This window comes from Pelagivirga sediminicola (assembly GCF_003072125.1).
Classification (GTDB): domain Bacteria; phylum Pseudomonadota; class Alphaproteobacteria; order Rhodobacterales; family Rhodobacteraceae; genus Roseovarius; species Roseovarius sediminicola.
The window spans coordinates 161770-183088 of record NZ_QCYH01000001.1 but is presented as its reverse complement, the minus strand read 5'-3'; the positions used below and the strand labels follow the sequence as shown (position 1 = coordinate 183088).

Sequence of the window (21319 nt, the reverse complement as noted above, 5' to 3'; positions counted from 1 at the left end):
AATCAAACTATCGGCGCGAATTGAACAGAAAAAAGCCCGAAAATCTGTTATTTTTGCGAGCCATTCGCAACTATCGTTTGCGCCCATCGTGCTGCGATGCCACCGGGCGACTATGACGGATATGACGCATTGGCCTATATAGACCGTATAAGGAATTTAGGTTCGTTTTTGCACTATACGGTCAATAAGGGACGAAGCGTCATAAGCGTCATAGTCTAGCGTAGCTTGATCCCGACAAAGCCTCGTCCGTGGGTTTTGCGATGGTCCTGAAAGCCTCTGCCCTTCATTTCCTTTTGCAACGTTCGGGCGGTCCATGAATGCAGCCCCTGACGGTCGCACCAATACACGAACCGCTGGTGCAGGTCGGTTGTGGTAAGGAAGCCGTGCGCATCCTCGGCTGTTTCATCCGTTAGGAATTGCGCCAGGGTGTCTTCGTCATCCATGTATTCAGTCGATGCCGCGACAATGCTGGCCGGAACGTCCAACCCGCGTTTCTGCCATTCCAGCGCGCCTTCAATCGCCCATCGCAAGATAGCCGGTGCCTCGGCCTTCAATTTATCAGGCAAGTCCTTATCACGCCTCTCTGCCGGTATGGTGACAAGGAAAGGCACCAGCACGACACGCGCACGGATTGCCTCATCAACGCCCCGGAATGACGGTTGATTGTTTCCGGCAATCATCAGCGTCAGGTGCGGCGAAAAGTCAAAGTAATCACCGCGCATGAATCGGCCCGACATTACATCACCGCCAGTGAGGTCTTTGATAACCGCCTCATCCCATGTTTTACCTTTCGGCAACTCTGATCCTGCCACCAGTCTCGCGCCCTGCAATCCCGCGATGCCGGTGCCGTGCTTATCGCCCATCGTATTCAGGAAGGTTTCTGCCGCCGCTCGGCGCGCGTAGTCGCCCCAGATATCGAACAGCGTATTGAGGAAAACCGATTTACCGTTGCGACCTGTGCCATAGAGAAACAGCAACTTGTGTTCTGTAGTCATCCCGGTCAGTGCATAGCCTGCCGCGCGCTGCATGAAGCCGATGATCTCTTGATCGCCGTCAAAGATTTCGGCCATGAATTGCAGCCATCGTTGCGGCACGCCCCCCGGATTGGCAGCCGCGATTGTGGTCTGTTTTGTCACCATGTGTTCGCGCTGCGCCTCGCGCAGTTCGCCAGTGCGTAAGTCAACGGTGCCGCCCGGCGTTCCTAACAAGAGGCGGTCGCCGTCAAAATCATCTGGTGCCGCCACGCTCGCCGGGTTCGATCTCGCAAGGCTTTCGATAGCGGCCACGGTGTTTTTATGGCGCAGTGTCTTGCCTTGGTCCCTTGCCCATGCTTTCAGCTTTGCGGCCTCTTGCTCCCCTTTCTTTGGATCGGCCTCAATCAATTCTTTGCCTTTGCGTTCTGCCCAGATCATCAGATCCTCGGCGCGTTTGCGCAGGTAAGCCCGTGTGCGGGTCATATGGTCTAGACGGTCGTCGGCGCGCCAATGGGTGCCGGTCCAAACGTTCGCAACAATCATATCAATCTCTCGAAGTTCATGGATGCGTTTCCGCAGGATGTGATCGGGGGAAAAAACAAATCAGAAGCTGCTCCACGCCAAATCGAGATCGATTGGGGCGGACCGCAACATGTGGTCACCGATATCGACGGTTCCAAGTCGATCTTCCGAGGACGCCGGTGGGTGCGGCGTTTCCTGGCGGCTTCAGACGCCCAAGAGGGAGATATTGTCGTCCTCACTGAGACCGCCCCCTACAAGCTAAGTGTCCGGCTCGAACGCAGAGCGTCCGAGGTGTGACCTTCTTCGCAACGTCTTTGGTTTTTACTATCACTTTTCTTCCACACATCCGGCAAAGGGCTTGGTCAAGGCTACCGGACTGTTTTTGCGGCCCGGCATTTTGATGCTTGAAACAGTGCTCGAAGTACGTCACGACTCCGGGCACATTCTGGAGTCCGACCAAGATCAGCGTACAGTCGCGTGAAATTTTTCTTTGGAATCAATGTGGTTTAGCCAAGCGGATAGCCCCCTACCGCCGGAGCTAATTTCCCCAGGATTTGAGCTGCATCTATAACACGCCATACCGGAAACGGCGGCCTGTTCTGGCATGGGCGCCCGCCGCGGCCCACTTGGCGACGATCCGGACCGGTTCTGACTTCGCTTCTCGAGCGCCTGTTAGCGAATGAAAAGGCGTGCGCGTTATCCCTCAGCGAAACCGCCTCTGGCGCAAGCTGCGCTGTCGCCAGTCCGGTGAAGGTTAATGGCACATTGCGCGGCCAACACATGGCAGCCGAGCCCTGCGACGTCGGCGGCCAAGAGGGCGCACTCGTGCCGCGCGTCGGGTCGCGCGGCACGGGCGCAGCGGTTTCATCCGTCCTTGCGGATCACCTCGTTTTTCGGGTCATACGGGCTGTCTTCGGTCACCGTCGCGTCCCAGAGCCGGTCCATGATCTTGACCTTGAGGACCGTGCCGGGGACGACCAGTTCGGACTTGATGTAGCCCATGCCGATGCTTTTGCCGAAGGCCACCGAGTAGCCGCCCGAGGTCAGGCGGCCGACGCGCTCGCCGTCTGCCGTATAGAGCACCTCGCGGCCCCAGGGATCGGCGTCGTCCGGCCCGTCGATCAGGAAGGTGCAGCACTTGGCGCGAATGCCCGTTTCGATCAGCGCCTCCTTGCCGTGGAACTCCTTCTCCAGATCGACAAAGCGCGGCAGATCGGCCTCCAGCGGGGTCGCATCGCGGCCCAGTTCGTTGCCGAAGGCGCGATAGCTCTTTTCCTGCCGCAGCCAGTTCTGCGCGCGGGCGCCGACCAGCTTCATGCCGTGCTTTTCCCCTGCCTTCTCCAGCAGGTCAAAGAGGTAGTTCTGCATCTCCATCGGGTGATGCAGCTCCCAACCCAGCTCGCCGGTATAGGCGACGCGGATGGCGTTGACGGGGCACATGCCCAGTTCGATCTGGCGGGCCGTCAGCCATGGGAACCGCTTGTTCGACAGGGCCGTTTCGGGATCGGCATCGATGATCACGTCCTTCAGAACGTCGCGCGATTTCGGACCGGCAATGGCAAAGACGCCCCATTGCGTGGTGACGTCCTGGATCTCGATATAGCCGAATTCCTCTATCTTGTCCTCCGCCGCCTTGCGCAGGAAATCGGCGTCATATTCGGTCCAGGCCCCGGCGGAGACGAGGTAATAGGCATTCTCACCCGTCCGCACGATGGTGTATTCGGTGCGCGTCGTGCCGAACTCGGTCAGCGCATAGGTCAGGTTGATGCGGCCCACCCTTGGCAGCTTGTTGCAGGTGAACCAGTCGAGGAACCGGGTCGCGCCGGGGCCCTTGACGATATGTTTTGAGAACGCCGTCCCGTCGATTAGCCCGACGCCCTCGCGGACCGCGCGTGCCTCATCCACCGCGTGCTGCCACCATCCGCCGCGGCGGAAGGACCGCGCGTCGTGGTCGAAATTCTCGGGCGCGTCTAGTGGGCCGTAATAGTTCGGCCGCTCCCAGCCGTTGACAAAACCGAACTGCGCGCCGCGCGCTTTTTGCCGGTCATAGGCGGGGGCGGTGCGCAGCGGGCGGCAGGCCGGGCGCTCCTCGTCGGGGTGGTGCAGGATATAGACGTGCTCGTAGCATTCCTCGTTCTTGCGGGCGGCGAATTCGGTGGTCATCCAGTTGCTGGAGTAGCGCTTGGGGTCCAGCGATGCCATGTCGATCTCGGCCTCGCCGTTCACCATCATCTGGGCAAGGTAATAGCCGGTGCCGCCCGCTGCCGTGATGCCAAAGCTGAAGCCTTCGGCCAGCCACATGTTGCGCAGGCCCGGCGCCGGGCCGACCAGCGGGTTGCCGTCGGGGGTGTAGCAGATCGGGCCGTTGAAATCGTCCTTCAGCCCGCATTCCTCGCAGGACGGGATGCGGTGGTTCATCGCCATGTATTGATCCTCGATCCGTTCCAGATCGAGCTGGAACAGGTCCGCGCGGAAGCTGTCTGGCACGCCATGCTCAAAGCGCGCGGGCGCATTCGGCTCGTAGACGCCCAGGATCCAGCCGCCGCGTTCCTCGCGGACATAGCTTTGCGCGTCGGCGTCGCGGATGACGGGATGTTCGACATTGCCCTCGGCGCGGAATTTGACCAGCGCGGGATCCTGATCCATCACGATGAACTGATGCTCGACCGGGATCGCGGGCATCTTGATGCCCAGCATCTTCGCAGTGCGTTGCGCGTGGTTGCCGCTGGCGGTCACGACATGCTCGGCGGTGATGACGACCTGCTCGTCGGACGGCACCAGATTGCCGCCCTTCTCGACCATCTTGGTGGCGGTCACTTCCCACGCTTCGCCGGTCCAGTGGAACGCATCGGCCTGCCATTTGCGCTCGATCATCACGCCGCGCTGGCGGGCGCCTTTGGCCATCGCCATGGTGACGTCGGCGGGGTTAATGTAGCCGTCGGTCTGGTGATAGAGCGCGCCCTTGAGGTCATCCGTGCGGATCAATGGCCATTTCGCCTTGATCTGCTCGGGGGTCATCCACTCGTAGGGGACGCCGCAGGTCTCGGCGGTGGAGGCGTAGAGGCGGTATTCGTCCATCCGCTCCTCGGTCTGGGCCATGCGCAGGTTGCCGACCACGGCAAAGCCGGCGTTCAGGCCCGTCTCCTCCTCCAGCGTCTTGTAGAACTTGATCGAATAGTCGTGAATGTGGGTCGTCGCGTAGCTCATGTTGAAATAAGGCAGCAGGCCCGCCGCGTGCCATGTGCTGCCGCTGGTCAGCTCGTCGCGCTCCAGCAGCATGACGTCATCCCAGCCCGCCTTGGCCAGATGATAGGCGATCGAGGTGCCGACGGCACCGCCGCCGACGACGAGGGCTTTGACTTTGGTTTTCATGCGCTGCGACTCCATGGCATTTCTTGACCCGGTTCTATCATGTCCAGCATGCCGCGCGCGGCCCATCCGACATTACATATGGCGAAACCGACCTGCCGCACCCCGCCGCTATTGCGCCGTGGCGGCGTCCAACCGGTCGACCGGGAAATAGGGCGCCAGAAGCCGGCGCAGCTCGGCCCGGCGGGGCGCGGCAGGATCGTAGAGCGCGTAGCAGACGTAATCCTCCAGCAGCGCGGCCTGTTGTTCGAACCCGAACCTGAGAAAACTCGCATCCGGCCCCGGCACATAGAAATAGGGATCCATGTTGATCAGGCTTTCGAACGCGGCGCGGGCGGGGCGATAGCCGGTGACGCGGCGGTGCTGCCACTGCCAGACATGGACCAGCTCATGGGCCAGCACCAGCGCCTGGGGAAAACGCGTGGACCGGGGCCAGTCCGGCGCCAGATCGGCGCGATAGAATTCGCGGCTCATGTGAACGCGGCTCCAGAGGGCCCAGCCGGGCGGCGGGCCGCTGCGCGGTTCGGGCGATGTGCGGTCGCACAGGCCGCTGATCTGATTCTCGGCGATCACGGGATAGAGATCCGAGGTATCGGGCTCAGGCGGCGCGGGCGGCAGCGGGGTAAATCCGCGCGCGATGCGCACTTTTTCGACATCGAGGCCAGGGCCAAGGACATCGGCAGCGAAGGCCCGCTCGTTCGGCGTCAGCGGGCGCGCGCAGCTCGAAAGCGCCAGCGCGCAGATGATGGCAAGCGCCGCAAACCCGGCACGCCCTTTTACCCCGTCAATCCCCGTCACGCGCGATGCCCTTCCCTTGGCAAATCCCGGCGCATCCTTGCGCGTTCCGGCGCAAAGGCCAAGGGGCACGCGCGCCCTGCCCCCGCGTCAGTCGCGGCAAAGGCGCCCGGCGGATCCGTCCAGACATGTCGCGCCGCCCGACAGCTTCAGGCGCTTTGGCGGCTCTGCGGGGGCGGCCTTCGCCTCCTTGCGGGCCTTGCCGCCAAAGATGCCCTTGACCATCGCGCCGAGGCCGCCGCCCTGCCCGCCCGCCTCCGGCGCGGGGTCATCTTGCGACGTTTTCAGATCTATCGACGGTGTTCGCCCCGCCGCCCACGCGTCCGCCATTTCATCGACGGCCAGTTTCATTGCCGCCTCTGGAGAGGCCGCACGATCTAGCCATGCCAGGGCGGTCTCGCTGCGCTTGGCAAGCAACGCATCGCGCAGCTCGATCATGAAGCTGGCAAGGCGCGGCTGCAGCGCGGGCGGGATGTCGCGGGCCTGCGCCCCGACATGGCCGAGCGGCGCGCCGAGCAGCGCGTTCAGCCCGTCATAGTCGATCCGCTCCAGCAGAGCGCGCGTCGCGCCCTCGCTTGCGTTGCTGAGGACCGTCAGATGCACGGTATCGTCGAATCCCATCGTCGCCTGCAACATGCGAAACCGGCTTCTGGCCTGCGATGTGGACAGAGCGTCACCGCCGCCCGCACCCGCCGCGCCGAATGCGACGCCCTGCACGACGCCCCAACCCTGCGCATCGCCAACGCTCGGCGCCGCGTCGCCGCCCGGATCGCCCTCATGATAGCTGGCCCGCAGCGCGACCAGCCCATCGGCGGACTGGTAGACCCATGATTGCGCGATGAGCTCTGCCTGCGCTGCGCGCTCTGCCACCTCATCCTGATCGGGCAGGATCGACGGCACCGCAGGGGCCGCGCCCTGCGCCTCGGTCAGGGGCGGTTTGGCCAGCTCGATGGCGCTGTTGTCGCCCTCGTCCCAGGCGCGGCGCGACCATCCGGGCGGCGGATCTGGCAGATAGGCGCGCGCGCCCGCCATGCGCAGCTGCGCGCGCAGCTTTTCATCGGCGGCCTCGGCGCGGGCCTCGCGCATGGCGCCGAAGCGCGCGCCAAAGCTGGAAATATAGGCACTGGGCGCGTAGCCTGCCGGGGATTGGCCTGCCGCGCTGGCCTGATTTGCGAAATCGATGGCCCCGACGGCAAGGACGGCCACGGCGCCGAATCCGATGGCAAAATAGTTCATGTCCCGTCTACTCCGTCAAAGGCACCTCGCCCCCGAGCTAGCCACCAATCCGGGCGATTTTGCGATGGCGGAATGGCAAGTTGCGGGCGGCGCCCTCACTCGCCGATGGCGAGCCCTTCGCGGCGCGGATCGGCGCCGCCCTGCAACCCCTCGCCGAGCGAAATGGCATGCAGCCCGGAATTGAGGCCCTGCAATTGCACCTCATACCCCATGGCGCGCAACGGGCCAGCCAGCGCCGCAGCGCCGGTTCCCTCCTCCAGCGCGTAGGTGCCGAAACGGTTCGTCGCGTGCGGTGCGTCAGTCATCGCCTGCACATCCATGCCCCAATCCAGATGGCCGATGATCGCATTTGCCACGTAGGGAATGATCTGGCTGCCTCCCGGCGAGCCCAGCACCAGCACCGGCGCGCCGTCGCGCAGCACGATCGTCGGCGCCATGGACGAGCGCGGGCGCTTGCCCGGCTCGACCCGGTTGGCAATGGGGCGGCCGTCCTCGTGACTGGAAAAGCTGAAATCCGTCAACTCGTTATTGAGCATGAAGCCGCCCGCCATGAGGCGCGAGCCGAAGGCGTTCTCGATCGTCGTCGTCATCGACAGCGCATTGCCATAGCGATCCACGATGGAAATATGCGAGGTCGAGGGCAGCTCCAGCGCGTCGTCGTCGCCCCGCAGCTGCGCATGATCGAATTCCGGGCGGCCGGGCTGCACTTCGCGCAGCGCATCCGGTCCCTCCAGCAGCGCGGCGCGCCCTTGCAGATAGCCGGGCGCCAGCAGCCCCTTGACCGGAACCGGCACATAATCGCTGTCGGCGACAAAGCGGCCCCGATCCGCAAAGGCAAGCCGCGTGGCATCGCCGATCAAGCGCCGCGCCTCGGCGCTGTCCGGCCCCATTGCCGCCAGATCATGCCCCGCAAGCGTGCCCAGTATCTGCCCCACGGCAATGGCGCCGGACGATGGTGGCCCCATCCCGCAGACCTCATGGCCGCGATAGGGCGCGCAGACCGGCGCGCGCTCCCTGACCTCGTAGATCGCCAGATCAAGCGCGCCGAGCGTGCCGGGGGTCTCCGGCGCGGACTGCACCGCGCGGATGATCTGGCGCGCGATGGGGCCGGTATAGAACGGGGCCGGCCCCTCCTCGGCAAAGGTCTGGAGCGTCTTGGCATAGGCCGGGTTTTTCAGCATGTCCCCGGCCTTCAGCATGCGGCCCTCCGGCAGGAAATAATCGCGCGTTGCGGCAAACCGGTCCAGCGTGTCGGCATTGGCGGCGATGGACGCGGCCATGCGCGGGCTGACCTCGAAGCCCTGCGCGGCATGATCATGGGCCTCCGCAAACAGGTCCGCCCAGTTCAGCCGCCCCCAGCGCGCATGCGCCTCGGCCAGCAGCATGGGGGTGCCCGGCACCCCGACCGAGCGGCCGCCGACGACCGCATCCATGAAGGCCAGCGGCTGGCCCGCCGCGTCCTGAAACAGCAGGGGCGATGCGTGCAGCGGCGCCGTCTCGCGCCCGTCAAGCGTGGTCAGATCGCCGCTGGCCGCGTCATACCAGACAAGGAACGCGCCGCCGCCGAGGCCCGAGCTTTGCGGCTCCACCAGTCCCAGCACCAGCTGCACGGCGACCATCGCATCGGCCGCACTGCCGCCCTCGCGCAGAACGCGCGCCCCTGCCCGGCTGGCCAGCGGATGCGCGGCGACCACCATCCACTCATCGGCCTGAACCGGCGCGGATGCCGCCTGAGCCTCGAACGCGCCGATCTCCGGCGCGATCGCATCGGTGGCCTGCTGCGCGGCAGCGTCCCCTGCCAGCAGCGCGACCGCAAGGGACAGCGCGCGCAGGCTCACAGCATTGCCGGGACGACCTGATCGGGCGGGCGGTGTCCGTCCTGAAAGGTCTTGATGTTCACCAGCACCTTTTCGCCCATCTCGATCCGCCCCTCGACCGTGGCCGAGCCCATATGCGGCAAGAGCACCACGTTCTTCATCGCGCGCAGGCGCGGATTGGCCGCGTCCTCGTAGACGTCCAGCCCCGCGCCCGCGATCTCGCCCGCGCGCAGCACCCGCGTCAGCGCGTTCTGGTCGATCACCTCGCCGCGCGAGGTGTTCACGATCACCGCGCCCTCCTTCATCAGGGCAAGGCGGCGCGCGTTCATCAGATGAAAGGTCGACGGCGTGTGCGGGCAGTTGACCGAGATCACGTCCATCCGCGCAACCATCTGGTCCAGGCTCTCCCAATAGCGCGCGGCCAGCGCTTCCTCGGTTTCGGGGCGCAGGCGCTTGCGGTTGTGGTAATGCACCTCCATCCCGAAGGCCGCGGCGCGGCGCGCCACCGCCTGCCCGATCCGGCCGAGCCCGAGGATACCCAGCCGCCGCCCCGAAATGCGCCCGCCCATCAGCGCGGTCGGCGACCAGCCGGGCCATTCGCCCGATTGCATCACCGCCAGCCCCTCGGGGATGCGGCGCGTGACGGCGAGGATCAGCGCCATCGTCATGTCCGCCGTGTCATCGGCCGACACGCCCGGCGTGTTCGACACCAGGATCCCCCGCTGTCGCGCCGTCGCCACGTCGATGTGATCGACCCCCGCGCCATAATTCGCGATCAGCTTGAGCCGCGGCCCAGCCTGCCCGATCAGACCTGCATCGATCCGGTCCGACAGCGTCGGGATCAGCACGTCACAACTGCGCGCGGCGGCCGACAGCTCCTCGCGGGTCATGGGGGTGTCGTCCTCGCGCAGCGTGGTGTCGAACAGCTCGCACAGGCGCGCCTCGACCGGCTCGGGCAAGCGCCGCGTAACGGCAACACTCAGACGTTGAGATGGCATGAAGCGCCTCCTGGATCTTTCAAGTTCAATATCTTCGTGACATGGTGGCGCAGGAACGGGCGAGGCACAAGAACCCCGCAGGTCAGATCGGGCAGAAAAAGCAATATGGTCAAGCCATACCGAATGTTTTGCGCAGTCGCGATCGTCGCGGCGTTGCCGTTTGCCGCAATGGCGCAGGATCGCGGCCCGGTCACGAACCTGCCATTGCCGCGCTTCGTGTCGATGAAGGCCGCCGAAGGATACGCCCGCCGCGGGCCCAGCCGCACGCACCGCATCGACTGGATCTTTCGCAAGCGCGACACGCCGCTGGAGATCACCGCCGAGCATGGCCACTGGCGGCGCGTGCGCGACCGCGATGGCGCGGGCGGATGGATGCATTACTCGCTGCTGTCGGGCGTGCGCACCGCGCTGGTCGAGCAGGACATGCTGCAGATGCATATCAACCCCGACCCCAAATCACTGGTCGCCGCCCAGCTGGAGCTGGGCGTGATCGCGCGCATCGCCGAATGCATCCCCGGCTGGTGCGAACTGGAGGTCGGCGGCTATGACGGCTGGGTGCCCAAATCGGCGATCTGGGGCGTCGGCGCGGACGAAATTCTGGAGTGATCCACGGGCTTCCGCGCCGCCTTTCGCTCCGGCGCGGCCAGCACGATTGCAAAGCCGCCAAATTCCGCAGAATTTTTGCCATTCGGTCTTGCACCCCATGCCGCGTCAGGCTAATCACCACGCCACGTTGGGGTGTAGCCAAGCGGTAAGGCATCGGTTTTTGGTACCGTGTATCGTAGGTTCGAATCCTACCACCCCAGCCAATGACACCGAAAAACTCCATACTCCCCAATGGGACATCCATTGATCAGGCGGCCAGCTTCCCGTCTGAACATACCGGCGCTTCAAAAACTGCTTCGCATCGGCCGGGGCGCCCGCCGCGCGTCACGAGCAGAAAATGGCGTTTGCACCTGGTCCGCAGAAATGGTGTCTTCCACTTTCGCCGTCGCTGGCCGGAAGAAATCCGGCATCATGGCGCGCCGGCATTTCTGTCGGTGTCGCTCCGCACCCAGGTTCTCTGCGACGCGGTGAAGCGGATATCGTTGTCCGGTCTTCGGCATTGTTCCCGGGCATGAATGTACCGTTTGGCAAGGGCGTGAATTTTCCGGCGATATATTGATCCCAGAATTTCGCGCCGCATTTTTTAGCCAAAATCACTCTTGCGGCCGATCAGGCTGCCGCAGAGTTGGCCCGATATTTCATGCACGCCAGAGGGCCAGATTGTTGACACTCGCGCATCGTGCACCCACTGCATTTGCAAGACGTTGTCGCCGGGGCGGTCGAATTTTTTGGGACGTCGCAAGAAGGGCTTTTGCTGCTTCGCGGTCACCAACTGGGCAACCATGCCAAGCGCGGTTCGGTCATGTGACTACAACCGAACTGACCCGGCGGAGGCGATATCGTGCAGGGCAGTCTTGCGCAGCTTGATCGGAAAGCGCACAAAATTGCCCGGCTGGATGTGGAAGGTGACTATCTCCGATTGGCGCAATGGAAGTGGATAGGTCGGGCGCAGCAGTCTGCGAACATAGGCCTGCGATTGGTCGTCTTCATCTGTTGTCCGTCCACGCCCGCAGCGGCACCGTGTCCACTGTGGCCTCCACCCGCGGCAGGCACGCGTGAGCGCGCTCGAGATGAATGATCATGCAGTCGATTTTCATGGTGTTGACCTCTCGTGCAGTGGAAATTCCAAGATCGAAACTAACGTGGTCACAAATAGCGTCCCGGTGCAGAAACTACTTTGGCGCCGGGAAAGATAAGATTTTCCTGGGGATGACGCAGCCCCGTGGACAACAGGATTTCAGCGCCTTGTCTATTGACTGAATGACAACCCCAATCCTTACATCGCGTGATCACGCCAGCCTCACGACGTTGTCGATCACGTAGTCCGTTTGTGCCTCCGTCTGTGCGGGGCACATCGGCAGACTCAGCACTTCTTCGGCCAGCCGCTCGGCCAGAGGAAAGTTGCCCCGTTCATAGCCGGCTTCCGCATAGGCATCCTGTAAATGCGGTGGGATCGGGTAATGGATGACGGTGCCGATGCCCGCATCGGTCAGCCGTTGCTGGAATGCTGCACGATCGGGGTGGCGCAGGACGTAGAGATGCCAGACCGGATCGGCCCAATCCGGCACATAGGGCGCGCCAAGACCGGCTGCAGAGAATGCCTCGGAATAGCATCGGGCAATATTTTGGCGTCGGGTTGTTGCTGCGTCGAGCGTGCCCAGCTTGACCTTCAGCACAGCCGCCTGAATCGGGTCGAGGCGGCTGTTCACTCCCTTCATCTGGTTCTCGTATTTGACTGCCGATCCGTAGTTGCGCAACAGCCTGGTCCGGGCCGCGACCTGATCATCATCGCTCGTCAGTGCACCGCCATCCCCGAGCGCGCCGAGGTTTTTCGTCGGATAAAAGCTCCAGGCGACGGTGCCGGTACTGCCTATCTTGCGCGCCTTGTAGCGCGCGCCATGCGCTTGGGCGCCGTCTTCGAGAACGGAAAGACCGTGTTGCGCCGCGATCGCCTCGAGCGCGTCCATGTCGGCGGGCTGTCCATACAGATGCACGGGAAGGATGGCCCGTGTCCGATCTGTCACGGCCGCACGCACGGCTTCTGGGTCGATATTGTAGGTGTCCTCGCGCGGTTCAGCGGGTATCGGGGTCGCGCCGCATTGGCTGACGGCCAGCCAGGTGGCGATGTAGGTGTTGGCGGGCACGATCACCTCATCGCCTGGGCCAATGCCCATCGCTTTCAGCCCGAGGTGCAGCGCATCAAGGCCGTTGGCCAAGCCTACGCAATGACGGCTGCGCACATAGGCTGCAAATGCGCCCTCGAACGTCTCCAGTTCCGGGCCGAGAATATAAGAGCCCGACCGCGCGACGCGCAACAACTCGGCCTCGATGCGGTCTTCGATATCGGCATGGGCCGCTTGCAGATCAAGAAACGGAACCTTCACGAGGCAGCCACGGCGCTGATGAATTCCGCGCGATCCCGGATGTAATCGGATTCGTCGTAGGGGGCCGATGCCATGACCATGCAAACTGACCCGGAGGAAAAATTATCGAGGTATCGCCACATCATCGGGCAGACATAGACCCCGAAATACGACCTGTTCAGATGGAACCGCTGCGTTTCGAACCCGTCATCGAGCACCATGTCGAAACTGCCCGACATGCAGATCACGAACTGGTGCAACGCCTTGTGCGCGTGCTCTCCGCGATCGGCGCCGCCCGGCACGTCATATAGGTAGTAAACGCGCTTGATGTCGAATGGGATGTGATTGCCGCCCTCCACGAAGGTCAGGTTGCCACGCGCATCTGCGATCTTGGGCAGTTCTATAACACGGCAGTCGCTCAGGGACATGGAATTCGGGCCTCGCTTTTGTTGCTCATTAAGTATCCGACGAAGCGCCCTTCGACAATGGGTTTGCCCCTAGGCATCGGTGGTCGAGCGCCCTCGTGCAAGAGGTGTTGATCATGGGATCCCAACCAGCGATATGATACGGGACACTGGGCCGAACCCGGGAAAGTGGCATGGCAGAATGAACGAACCCCTGACGATAAGGCGCTATGCGCCCGAGGACGAAGAGGCGTGGAACATCTTTGTCGCCGCGTCCGCCAATGGCACCTTCCTGCATGACCGCCGCTTCATGGGGTATCATGCGGACAGATTCGAGGATCATTCGCTGATCATGGAGGTGAATGGCCGGATCATGGCCTTGCTGCCCGCGAATCGGGTTGGAAGGACGCTTCAGTCTCACGGCGGGCTGACCTATGGCGGGCTCATCACCGGGTCGGCCATGTCCGCGGAGATGATGGTCAAGACGGTATCCTCCCTGCGCGATACGCTGCGCAATTCGGGCTTTGACAGGCTGCTCTACAAGGCCATTCCGCATATCTTCCATCGCTTTCCGGCCGAAGCGGACATCTATGCCCTGCACCAGGCCGGCGCGCGGCTGGTGCGCTGTGACCTCGCGTCGGCCATCGCCATCGGACGGTCTCCGAAATTCTCCAAATCCAAACGGCAGGGCGCCAGCCGGGCCCGCAAGGCGGGTCTGGAGGTAAAGAAAAGCAACAATTTCAGCGCGTTTTGGCGCATCCTTACTGAGCGGCTAAGCGATGCGCACGGGGCGGCACCGACCCATAGCCTACAAGAGATCGAATTGCTTCGCGCGCATTTCCCCGAGAGAATTCGCCTTTACCTTGCTTGTGCAGGTGATCTGCTCCAAGGCGGACTGCTGGTTTTCGACTGTGGCCAGGTGGCGCATGTGCAATATATGGCGACCACCGATGCGGGACGGCGCGAGGGCGCGCTCGACCTGATCGTTTCCCATCTGCTCGATGAGATCTATTCGGACAGAACGTGGTTCAATTTCGGCATTTCGACCACAAATGGCGGACGAACGCTGAACACCGGGTTGGCAAGACAGAAAGAAATGTTCGGAGCGCGGAGTGTCTTGTTCGAGCAGTATGAATGGGATCTGGGCTGAAGGTAAGTTGTGGCTCGCGTGGGCTTGGGCTAAAGCCCGCCGTCCATGCAGATAACTGCGTGTTGCCCGCCCTCATCGCTTACGAAAATCTCGTAACATCTCGGATAAAAATGCGTGTGTCGTCGTGAGGGGACGGGTCAAAAAGCGTCGCGTCGCCCCAGGCTGCCTTCGATAATAGTCGAGACGCGTGGTCATCGAGTGAATCCTGCTGACCAAGACACGTCTGGCAGGATCATTCCGTGACAAACCGTAGATGTCAGCATCCTTTAGCCGCTGTTCGAGAACACGCCGAAGATTGCGCAAGATTTCTATGCGACGCGTTCTGTTATCGATTTCTCCTTGTCCAGCGCGTAGTTGGCTCGAGACTCCTATGCTTTCATGATACAAGACCAATTCCTCTTCTATGTAGTGAATGCTGTCCTCAAGAACTGCGCGGAATCCGAGAATGAGATCTTCATAGGCCCGCTCGGCGGGAAAGCCGCCGTATTTACGATACAAATCCTTGTGCCATGCAGCGGTAGCGCCAAGATACAGCGCGAAAGAAATCGCCGCCGATTTCACGCTACTTTCATGGTACAACAGCGCGCGCTTATAGGCGTCTGATCCACGTGAGCCGTCCTTAAGCACAGTTTGCGCATCCGAGAAGATGAGTTTTGCGCCGGTTTTGCGATACGCATCGATAATTCGTTGTGCGCGATGCGGAAAATTGATGTCATCTCCTGCCGTCCAGATCATGAGATCGGAGTCGGCCAGCTTGATGGCGCGTTCTATATGCCGATTTACACCCATATTCACAGCATTTTGACGTGCGACGATGCGGTGAGGACCTCGGTATGAGTGCGCCAGATCGGATATCTTCTTGAAGGTTTCATCTGTTGAAGCATCATCTGAAAGGATCACCTCAATTGGCTCACATGCCTGATCGAGTACAGACTGAGCAGAAGCCACAATTGTATCTTCCTGATTGTACGAGAGTAAAATGAAGCTTGCTGCGAGTGGCTTTGTCGCCTCGGTCATTTCGCTGGCTCCTGCGGAGGATCGAATTGTGTCCTGAAATTGTGCCCTGAAAAGGAGGCGGGCAATAACGCTCTAATCGATCCAACGCGCGACGCCGACACCGGTGCGCCCCATGCCGTTCCCGTTGTAAAATAGGAACTTGGACGTGTTCGAAGCTTCGATATGCGCAGGATAGCACGTCATTTCATCGTCCCAACTCCCGGCCTCGCCACGCGGAAGTTCATCGTCCTCGGTTCGCGAGAAATTGACACCGTCTGGCGACAAGAATCTGTGGCTGGAATATTGTTTGGAATAGGTGTCTGATGTTGCACGCAACTCCCAGGTCCCATCCTTCATCAAGTTGGCACGTGGACGGCCGATCCGATATTCGTTTTCGTTCGGAGTGATGATGCGCTGAGCTTTTGCATTATCGAAAAACAATCCGTCGTCACTTACGACAGTCCAACAATCATATTGCGGATATTGCCGGCCATTTATCTCCTGCCAGCCACGGCCACGTGATATCCATGCACGATACCGGCCATCCTGCAGGCGCGCTATGGAGTGCATCGCGCCAATAAACGTGCCTTCGGGGCAGCGATCCAATATCGGTGTAGTCCGGTGGCGCGTGAAGGTATCGCCACGGTCTTCGCTGATTGCCACACCGGTGAACGCCATGAATTTCACCTTTTCAACCAGTTGAAAGCCAACATAGTAGAGGCGTAGCTCATAAGGCGACACCTCGAGCACGTCACCCAAGATCACTCCATTGTCGTCGAACATGCCGGGCGCGCCTAGATCAAGGGCCGGACTGTCGGAAACCGCTTTGACATCAAGCGGATTTGAACTGTCCAAATCCACCCAGCCAATTCGGCTGATTCCTTTATCGTCCCGCATTCCGCCGAAAACACGTATCGTGTCTTTATCGCGCAGCCAGGGACTCGGTGTCATGAATGAGTGTCGCGCCCAAACTTGTCGGCCATCAGGGCAAAAGGCCAACCCCATCTTGCGCCAGGTCATTTCGGTGGCTTTAGCTTATAGTAGCGATAGGAAGAAACCCTAGACGCTTCCGCTGGGTGTCCGTTCAGTATCTGTCCGGGCCTCTCGAATGATTTGTTGATGACGGCTGCCATACCGACCAAGCTGTCAGCACCCACCGTCACACCATCGGCAAACGTTGCGTTGACGCCGACAAAACTACGCGGACCAATGTTGCAGTAACCGGAAACCACGATATGGGATGACAGAAAACAATAATCGCCAATCTGTGTCTGGTGACCGATGTGGTTTCCGGACCAAAGAACACATCCATTCCCAATTTGAACGCCATGTTGGACTACGTTATTTTCGAAAATGAAAACATTCGATCCCAACTTCGCCGTTCGCCAAACCATCGCCCGGGGACTAATGAAGTTGACCAGCGTATAACCATGATCTTTCGTGAGCCCGATCAGGCGCTCGCGGACCCTGTTGAGTTGTGTCGACGTGACTGCGACATGTGCCTTTGTAGTTTCGATATCGAAAATCGATGCCGCTTCGTCCAAAGCGACCACAGGAAGGCCGAATTTTTCGCTTTGAGTCAGGTGCTCACGTTCGACCGCAAACCCTACCACGCTATATTCACTGTCCACAGTGAAATACTCATAAGCGATATCGGCGAACTCACCGGCTCCGATCAGAAGTAGATTTTGCGACATAAGATAGCCTAGTTATGCTCATATTGTACAAGATGGTGGATACGTAGTTTGAGCATGCCTCTGCTCAACTGCCGATCCATACGGGTTCTAGCTGGTTCCTGAGATGTTGACATATCAATCGCCCCGGCGCCACCCGAAGACTGGAAGGGGATTGTGAATCTTCGCCGATTTGCAGGCCCAGGGCTACAGCGACGCCGGTGGACGCTGGAATGACTGGCTCATCGTGGAGCCGTCGCAGACGTTCGCAGACCACGCGCGAGCCAGTACACTGCCTCATCTTCGCGTCGTGCAGGGGTTCTTCGAGGACCTAGCGGATCGGGTTCCGCGTGAGATCGACGTGCTACTTTGTTCCGGGCTGCTTCATGAAGTCCCAGATTCGGACCGCCTGATCGCGGCCATGCGCCGACAGATGACTACAGAGACCGTTCTGCACATCAACGTCCCCAATGCCGCATCCTTGCATCGCCAACTGGCCAGCGCCATGGGCCTGATCGACGACGTGAAGGCAATCAGCCCGCGCAACGCGAGCCTACAACAACCGCGTGTTTACGACCTACCCGACCTGACGGCGCAGCTGCGGCGTCACGGACTTGCGATTACCGACACCGGCGGCCATCTGGTCAAACCCTTCACCCATAGGCAAATGGAGCCTTTGGTAGACGCACTGGGGCGAGATGTGATGAACGGGCTTTATAAGCTTGGCAAACGCATGCCGGAGTTAGCGAGTGAGATCTTCGTTGAGGCGCAAATTTTTTGATGAAATTCAATTTGCGCAAGAAATTAATCGCTCGGACTGATGTCAGTCTGATATTTGCGCACCGCGATGCCGAGACCGGCGCTGAAATCCAGCGCGTCCTTGTCTTGGACACAAGCTTCGAGGCGATCGCCCGGCAGGCAGACCGGTGCTCGCGATACAGCCGAATGCCGCGCTCACGGAACTCGGCCGTGTATGTCGGAGTGTGCTTCTCCTTCGACTCCATAAGGGTCATCATCTGAGAGTTTTATCCTTTCGAAAACCCGGGGCCGTTCAAACTGATCTGACACCATCGCCCCGGCTTCGCGGTCACGCTCCATCCATTCGCGGACCTCATCGTCTCAATAGCGAATGTTGAAGCCTTGGCGATAGAACGGAGGACCTTGGCGTTTTGCTCGAAGTGCCTCCAGCGTAGCCTTCTTGTACTTGGTGAGTTCCGCCACTTCTCGGGTGGTAAGATATTCGGGACGCGCATCCGGCGTTGAAGGACTGATTACACCCAGTACCAGAAGAAATCCGATCGCGCTTTTTTGCATCAGAAGAAATGTCGCCGGAATGAGAAACCCGCGCCGGATCATTCGACGTTCGGGCAGATTAATGACACTCGCACTGTCGCCAGTTTCGCTAGTCTGGACGCCTTGGAACTTGTTCTCCCGTTGGCCCCACGCTGTGATACGCCTTGGTTCACGACAGGAACTTTTTCTGCCCGTTGAATTGACCCCATATCCCAAGATGCGCGACCTTATATTTACATATCTATAACTTACCTCAACACCCCACCACCCCAGCCAGTTTTCTGAAATCATTCTTTGGAAACAGAGCCACCAGCAAGCTGGCTCAGGTGATCTGAGGATTTGGTCGCACGCGTGTTTAAACTAATGGTCGCACAAGTGTTTACTGCGACGGGCGCGGCCGGTTTGCTGATCTTGCTCGCCGGGCGGCGCGGGCGGCCGCGCATCCGGGATAGCCAGCCTTCCGGGCGCGCCGAGAACCTATCTGAATGCCTTCATATGAGGAAACTGGCCCTCGGCGATGTACGCCTCCTCAGCAGCACTCGATATGCGGTTCAGTATTTCATTGCGATGAGGATGTCGGCCGAATGCCGCAATGAGCTTGCGAACGGCGCGGGCCTGGTCGGCCAAGGCCGAGTAGATCGGTCCTAAGTGGCGTGGCGCGGTGGCGGCGATGTTTTCGCGCAGGCGGATCAGCCGGTCGAGCCGCTCCAAGTGATCGGGGCCTTCGCAATGCCCCAATGGCAGGCCATGGACGACCTGAAACCAAGGCGCTTCCAACGCTGCATAGTGCCCGTTCGAAAGCCCCTCGGTTGCCAGCGAGAGAGCATGGGGATCCTGCGCGAAGGCGCGCGCGTCATCGCGCCAGACCGAGCGGGAGAACTGATCGAGAAGGATGATCAGCGCCAGCCGCCCGTGCGGATCTTGCGCCCAGTGATCGAGGTTGCCACCCGCCGCGTTCCTGGTCAGATCTGAGAACTGCGCGATGATCTGGGCGTCCGCGCCGCCCTGCATGCGCCAACGCCAATGTGCATGGTGGGTCTGCTCATCCACATCGAGAAAGCGCCCTTCAGGAAACCAGAAATCGAGAACATCATCCCATTCTTGGCGATCCTTGATTACCGTCATGTCAACTTCCTTTCCGGCGAGGTGAAATGCATTGCCCGCGCCAACATAGCGCGGGCGCTGTACGATGTGTGCCGACGTTTATGCGGCAACGCGTTCGGTGCCCTCTTCAGCGGCTCTGGCGCGGTGGGCTTTCGGCACGCGCAGCAGGCGCATCGCGTTGAGGATGACGACCAATACCGACAGCTGGTGAACCAGCATTCCACCGGCCATGTGGACAGTGCCGGTATAGACCCCGAACAGCAGGCCCACAACGGTCAGGACCGCGATTACAAGGTTCTGGCGCATGTTGGCCAGCGTGGCGCGGGCGATTTCCATCGCCTCGGCGATCTTGCCCAGATCGTCGGTCATCAGGGCGATGTCTGCCGTCTCGATGGCGATGTCGCTGCCCGACGCGCCCATCGCGATACTGATATCGGCCGCCGCGAGGGCCGGAGCGTCGTTGATGCCATCGCCGACCATCGCCACATGCAGGCCCTCAGCGCGTATCGCGCGGATATGCTCCAGCTTGTCGTCAGGCATCATCGCGGCATGCACCTCGTCGACGCCGACCGCGCTGGCAATCGCCTCGGCCGCCGGGCGCTGATCGCCGGTCAGCATGACGACGCGGTGAACCCCCAGCGCGTGCAGCCGGTCGATCATCGGCTTGGCACTGGCACGCGGCATGTCGGCCAGACCCAGCAGGCCCACGACCCCGCCGCCTCTCGCCACGATCACCACGGTGTGGCCCAGCCCGTGCAGGCGCGCGATGCCGTCTTTCGCCTCGGTGTCGAAGTCGATCTTGAGATGATCGAACAGGCGGTGGCTGCCGACAGCGATCTGATGGCCGTCATGGCGCGCGATCAGGCCCATGCCGGCGATCTCCTCCAGAGACTCGGCGGTGGGCAGAGGGCCCTGCTTGCGCGCCGCTTCGATGATCGGGCGGCCCAGCGGGTGGGTCGATCCGGTCTCGGCGATACCGGCCCAGAGCAGGACATCGGCCTCGCTCTGGCCTTTCAGCGCCACGATTTCGGCCAGGCGCGGCTGGCCTTCGGTCAGCGTGCCGGTCTTGTCGAGCGCCAGCGCGGTGATGCGCCCGGCGTTTTCCAGATGCTCGCCACCCTTGATCAGGATACCGGCGCGGGCTGCGCGCCCGATCCCTGCAATCACCGACACCGGGGTCGAGATGACCAGCGCGCCTGGGCAGCTGACGACCAGCAGCGTCAGCGCCAACTCGGCGTTGCGCGTGACGATGTAGCTGATGATCGCCATGACGAATACGCCCGGCGTGTACCAGCGCCCAAAGTTTTCGATCATCCGCTGGGCCGGGGCCTTGGCCTCTTGCGCCTCTTCAACGCGGGTGATGATCCGCGCCAGCGTGGTGTCGGCGCCGACGCCGGTGGCACGCAGATGCAACAGACCGTTTTCGGCGAGCGTTCCGGCAAAGACCTTTGAGCCGGGGGCCTTTTCCGCCGGGATCGGCTCGCCGGTGATCGACGCCTCGTTGACCGCGGCGGTGCCGTCGATCACCTCGCCATCGACCGGCAGGCGCTCACCGGCCCTGACCAGAACAGTCTCACCCAAGCCCACCTCATGGGCGGCCACCTCGATCGTCTCGCCATCGCGCAGGACAGTCGCCGTCACTGGTGCCGCATCGATCAGCGCCTTCAGCGCGCCGCGCGTGCGGCTCATGGTGCGAGACTCCAGCCACGCGCCCAGCATGAACAGGAACGTAACGGCAGCGGATTCCCAGTGGTTGTTGATGAAGAGCGCGCCAATCGCGGCCACGATCACCAGCAACTCGATGCTGAGCTGACGCTGGCGCAGAGAGCTCCAGGCCCGCAGCGCGATGTCATAGCCGGCGAGAGCGGCGGCAATGGTCATCAGCGGCGCCCAGGGCGCGGCCAATCCGAACCCATACCAAGCGACCAGCGCCGTGGCGATGAACACACCGCTTGCGATGGTCAGCCATTTGCGGCGACTGACGGGATGCCTCAGGATGTTCATAAGTCCGGCAAACAT

The 21319-nt window shown here is 61.5% G+C and carries 19 protein-coding genes and 1 tRNA gene; 6 read left to right on the top strand and 14 right to left on the bottom strand.

Features of this window, described 5'->3' with window-relative positions; all coding sequences use genetic code 11:
• Positions 1-215: 215 nt before the first annotated feature.
• Positions 216-1457, bottom strand: a complete 1242-nt coding sequence (locus DC366_RS00805) for a phage/plasmid primase, P4 family (protein WP_165802821.1) — start codon at positions 1455-1457, stop codon at positions 216-218.
• 27 nt (positions 1458-1484) lie between these two features.
• Between DC366_RS00805 and DC366_RS00800 the strand changes: the two genes are divergently transcribed.
• Positions 1485-1793: a hypothetical protein gene (locus DC366_RS00800; RefSeq protein ID WP_165802820.1), complete on the top strand. Its 309-nt coding sequence runs from the start codon at positions 1485-1487 to the stop codon at positions 1791-1793.
• Between the two features lie 567 nt (positions 1794-2360).
• Here DC366_RS00800 and DC366_RS00795 read toward each other — a convergent pair.
• From DC366_RS00795 to DC366_RS00775, 5 genes are all read right to left on the bottom strand, one after another.
• Positions 2361-4868, bottom strand: a complete 2508-nt coding sequence (locus DC366_RS00795) for a GcvT family protein (protein ID WP_108690787.1) — start codon at positions 4866-4868, stop codon at positions 2361-2363.
• A 108-nt stretch (positions 4869-4976) separates the two neighbouring features.
• Positions 4977-5663 carry a hypothetical protein gene (locus tag DC366_RS00790; RefSeq protein ID WP_133176149.1) on the bottom strand — a complete coding sequence of 229 codons (687 nt, stop codon included), beginning with the start codon at positions 5661-5663 and terminating at the stop codon, positions 4977-4979.
• An 87-nt stretch (positions 5664-5750) separates the two neighbouring features.
• Positions 5751-6896 (bottom strand): hypothetical protein, encoded by a 1146-nt coding sequence (locus DC366_RS00785; RefSeq protein ID WP_108690285.1) that lies wholly within the window; start codon positions 6894-6896, stop codon positions 5751-5753.
• Positions 6897-6991: 95 nt separating this feature from the next.
• Positions 6992-8734 carry a gamma-glutamyltransferase gene (ggt, locus tag DC366_RS00780; RefSeq protein WP_439331640.1) on the bottom strand — a complete coding sequence of 581 codons (1743 nt, stop codon included), beginning with the start codon at positions 8732-8734 and terminating at the stop codon, positions 6992-6994.
• Positions 8731-9711 (bottom strand): 2-hydroxyacid dehydrogenase, encoded by a 981-nt coding sequence (locus DC366_RS00775; protein ID WP_108690284.1) that lies wholly within the window; start codon positions 9709-9711, stop codon positions 8731-8733. Before DC366_RS00775 ends, ggt begins: the two co-directional genes overlap by 4 nt.
• Positions 9712-9834: 123 nt before the next feature.
• On the opposite strand from DC366_RS00775, the gene DC366_RS00770 reads away from it, so the two are divergent.
• The 3 genes from DC366_RS00770 (at position 9835) to DC366_RS20540 (ending at position 10832) form a co-directional block, all read left to right on the top strand.
• A complete protein-coding gene (locus DC366_RS00770) occupies positions 9835-10317 on the top strand; it encodes an SH3 domain-containing protein (protein WP_243404994.1) in 483 nt (160 codons plus the stop codon).
• A gap of 128 nt (positions 10318-10445) precedes the next feature.
• Positions 10446-10520, top strand: a tRNA-Gln gene (locus tag DC366_RS00765).
• A complete protein-coding gene (locus DC366_RS20540; RefSeq protein ID WP_369333105.1) occupies positions 10521-10832 on the top strand; it encodes a DUF6538 domain-containing protein in 312 nt (103 codons plus the stop codon). It abuts the tRNA gene before it with no gap.
• A gap of 774 nt (positions 10833-11606) precedes the next feature.
• Here DC366_RS20540 and DC366_RS00755 read toward each other — a convergent pair.
• Together DC366_RS00755 and DC366_RS00750 are read right to left on the bottom strand one after the other, a co-directional pair.
• Positions 11607-12701 (bottom strand): DegT/DnrJ/EryC1/StrS family aminotransferase, encoded by a 1095-nt coding sequence (locus DC366_RS00755; protein ID WP_108690281.1) that lies wholly within the window; start codon positions 12699-12701, stop codon positions 11607-11609.
• A complete protein-coding gene (locus tag DC366_RS00750; RefSeq protein ID WP_108690280.1) occupies positions 12698-13108 on the bottom strand; it encodes a sugar 3,4-ketoisomerase in 411 nt (136 codons plus the stop codon). The genes DC366_RS00755 and DC366_RS00750 overlap by 4 nt, the downstream gene beginning before the upstream one ends.
• A gap of 178 nt (positions 13109-13286) precedes the next feature.
• Between DC366_RS00750 and DC366_RS00745 the strand changes: the two genes are divergently transcribed.
• Complete coding sequence (locus DC366_RS00745; protein ID WP_108690279.1) at positions 13287-14234, top strand: GNAT family N-acetyltransferase; 948 nt, start codon at positions 13287-13289, stop codon at positions 14232-14234.
• A gap of 72 nt (positions 14235-14306) precedes the next feature.
• On the opposite strand, the gene DC366_RS00740 is transcribed toward DC366_RS00745, so the two are convergent.
• The 3 genes from DC366_RS00740 to DC366_RS00730 form a co-directional block, all read right to left on the bottom strand.
• Positions 14307-15251 carry a glycosyltransferase family 2 protein gene (locus DC366_RS00740; RefSeq protein ID WP_108690278.1) on the bottom strand — a complete coding sequence of 315 codons (945 nt, stop codon included), beginning with the start codon at positions 15249-15251 and terminating at the stop codon, positions 14307-14309.
• Positions 15252-15323: 72 nt separating this feature from the next.
• Positions 15324-16250: a hypothetical protein gene (locus DC366_RS00735; RefSeq protein WP_108690277.1), complete on the bottom strand. Its 927-nt coding sequence runs from the start codon at positions 16248-16250 to the stop codon at positions 15324-15326.
• Positions 16247-16927 carry an acetyltransferase gene (locus DC366_RS00730; protein WP_108690276.1) on the bottom strand — a complete coding sequence of 227 codons (681 nt, stop codon included), beginning with the start codon at positions 16925-16927 and terminating at the stop codon, positions 16247-16249. Before DC366_RS00730 ends, DC366_RS00735 begins: the two co-directional genes overlap by 4 nt.
• Before the next feature lie 409 nt (positions 16928-17336).
• Here DC366_RS00730 and DC366_RS19595 point away from each other — a divergent pair, with 409 nt between their 5' ends.
• Positions 17337-17684 (top strand): hypothetical protein, encoded by a 348-nt coding sequence (locus DC366_RS19595; protein WP_133176148.1) that lies wholly within the window; start codon positions 17337-17339, stop codon positions 17682-17684.
• Between the two features lie 338 nt (positions 17685-18022).
• Here the strand turns inward: DC366_RS19595 and DC366_RS19780 are convergent, their stop codons facing one another.
• From DC366_RS19780 to DC366_RS00710, 3 genes are all read right to left on the bottom strand, one after another.
• On the bottom strand, positions 18023-18412 hold the full coding sequence (locus tag DC366_RS19780) for a helix-turn-helix domain-containing protein (protein ID WP_165802819.1): 390 nt from the start codon (positions 18410-18412) through the stop codon (positions 18023-18025).
• Between the two features lie 261 nt (positions 18413-18673).
• A complete protein-coding gene (locus DC366_RS00715; protein ID WP_108690273.1) occupies positions 18674-19321 on the bottom strand; it encodes a DUF924 family protein in 648 nt (215 codons plus the stop codon).
• Positions 19322-19399: 78 nt separating this feature from the next.
• Entirely contained in the window at positions 19400-21319 is a 1920-nt protein-coding gene (locus tag DC366_RS00710) for a heavy metal translocating P-type ATPase (protein WP_108690785.1), read from the bottom strand.

Coding starts and splice junctions, on each gene's coding strand:
- DC366_RS00775 (WP_108690284.1), bottom strand. CDS start 9,711: ATGCCATCTCAACGTCTGAGTGTTGCCGTTACGCGGCGCTTGCCCGAG.
- DC366_RS00770 (WP_243404994.1), top strand. CDS start 9,835: ATGTTTTGCGCAGTCGCGATCGTCGCGGCGTTGCCGTTTGCCGCAATG.
- DC366_RS00730 (WP_108690276.1), bottom strand. CDS start 16,927: ATGTCGCAAAATCTACTTCTGATCGGAGCCGGTGAGTTCGCCGATATC.
- DC366_RS00710 (WP_108690785.1), bottom strand. CDS start 21,319: ATGTTTGCCGGACTTATGAACATCCTGAGGCATCCCGTCAGTCGCCGC.
- DC366_RS00785 (WP_108690285.1), bottom strand. CDS start 6,896: ATGAACTATTTTGCCATCGGATTCGGCGCCGTGGCCGTCCTTGCCGTC.
- DC366_RS00805 (WP_165802821.1), bottom strand. CDS start 1,457: ATGACCCGCACACGGGCTTACCTGCGCAAACGCGCCGAGGATCTGATG.
- DC366_RS00795 (WP_108690787.1), bottom strand. CDS start 4,868: ATGAAAACCAAAGTCAAAGCCCTCGTCGTCGGCGGCGGTGCCGTCGGC.
- DC366_RS00735 (WP_108690277.1), bottom strand. CDS start 16,250: ATGACCTGGCGCAAGATGGGGTTGGCCTTTTGCCCTGATGGCCGACAA.
- DC366_RS20540 (WP_369333105.1), top strand. CDS start 10,521: ATGACACCGAAAAACTCCATACTCCCCAATGGGACATCCATTGATCAG.
- DC366_RS00740 (WP_108690278.1), bottom strand. CDS start 15,251: ATGACCGAGGCGACAAAGCCACTCGCAGCAAGCTTCATTTTACTCTCG.
- DC366_RS19595 (WP_133176148.1), top strand. CDS start 17,337: ATGACTACAGAGACCGTTCTGCACATCAACGTCCCCAATGCCGCATCC.
- DC366_RS00800 (WP_165802820.1), top strand. CDS start 1,485: ATGGGTGCCGGTCCAAACGTTCGCAACAATCATATCAATCTCTCGAAG.
- DC366_RS00745 (WP_108690279.1), top strand. CDS start 13,287: ATGAACGAACCCCTGACGATAAGGCGCTATGCGCCCGAGGACGAAGAG.
- DC366_RS00715 (WP_108690273.1), bottom strand. CDS start 19,321: ATGACGGTAATCAAGGATCGCCAAGAATGGGATGATGTTCTCGATTTC.
- DC366_RS00750 (WP_108690280.1), bottom strand. CDS start 13,108: ATGTCCCTGAGCGACTGCCGTGTTATAGAACTGCCCAAGATCGCAGAT.